Origin of the sequence: Mesorhizobium sp. M1A.F.Ca.IN.022.07.1.1 (genome assembly GCF_003997575.1) — a bacterium.
In the GTDB taxonomy this organism is placed as follows: domain Bacteria; phylum Pseudomonadota; class Alphaproteobacteria; order Rhizobiales; family Rhizobiaceae; genus Mesorhizobium.
This window is the reverse complement of the sequence record NZ_RZST01000684.1, coordinates 1-863: the sequence shown is the minus strand read 5'-3', so window position 1 is coordinate 863 and position 863 is coordinate 1. Positions and strand designations below refer to the sequence as shown.

1 protein-coding gene and 1 pseudogene are annotated in these 863 nt (G+C 62.0%); both read right to left on the bottom strand.

Features of this window, described 5'->3' with window-relative positions:
• Positions 1-275: pseudogene (locus tag EOA75_RS33380) on the bottom strand (Hsp20/alpha crystallin family protein); the annotation flags it as partial.
• A 91-nt stretch (positions 276-366) separates the two neighbouring features.
• A complete protein-coding gene (locus EOA75_RS33375; RefSeq protein WP_127239593.1) occupies positions 367-846 on the bottom strand; it encodes an Hsp20 family protein in 480 nt (159 codons plus the stop codon).
• Positions 847-863 lie beyond the last annotated feature (17 nt).

The window sequence follows — 863 nt, the reverse complement described above, 5'->3', positions numbered from 1 at the left end:
AGGACTTCGATGTCCTTCTCCTCAAGACCGGGCACCTCGGCCGTCACCTTGACCTCCGTCTCGCCGTCGGAAATCTCGACGCTTGGCCAACCGCCGCCGAAGGCGGAAGCGCCACTGAAGGCAGGTAGGGTCGAACCGAAGCCGCGGAAGACATCATCGAACAGCCGGTTCACCTCACGATGCAGCGCCAGCAACGGATCACGGTCGCCAGCGCGGAATAAGGTCGCCTGATTGCCGTTGTCGCGGCCCCAAGGGATCAGATCTCGAACGCTCATTTTTCTTCTCCTTTCGTTCGTTGTGACAATGCACCATTCGGCGCCGGGCTCATGACCCGGCGCCCGCGCGCGAGTGCGCTCGCGGAATGCCTTAGGCGGCCGGCTTCTCAGCCTCGATCTGCTTCGGCGAGGAGTTCGGCGTCGCCTTGCCGCTCGTCGCGATTTCGATCTGGCGCGGCTTCATCTCTTCAGGAACTTCGCGCTTGAGATCGATCGTCAGCAGACCGTTGACCAGGCTGGCGTCCACCACCTTCACGTGGTCGGCCAGCTCGAAACGGCGCTGGAACGCGCGACTGGCAATGCCTCGATGAAGATACTGGCCATTCTCCTCGCCCGCCTTGTGACCGGACGCCATGAGCGTGTTCTGCTCCTGGGTTAGGGTCAGATCGTCCTGGCTGAAGCCAGCTACCGCCATGGTGATGCGGTAATCGTCCTCGCCGAGCTTGGCGATGTCATATGGAGGCCAGCTGTCGATGGTTTCGCCGCGGCTCGCGGCCTCAAGCGCGTTCAGCATTCGGTCGAAGCCGATGCCCGACCGGAAAAGTGGGGTGAAATCGAGAGTGGTTCTCATAGCCACATCCTCCTCTG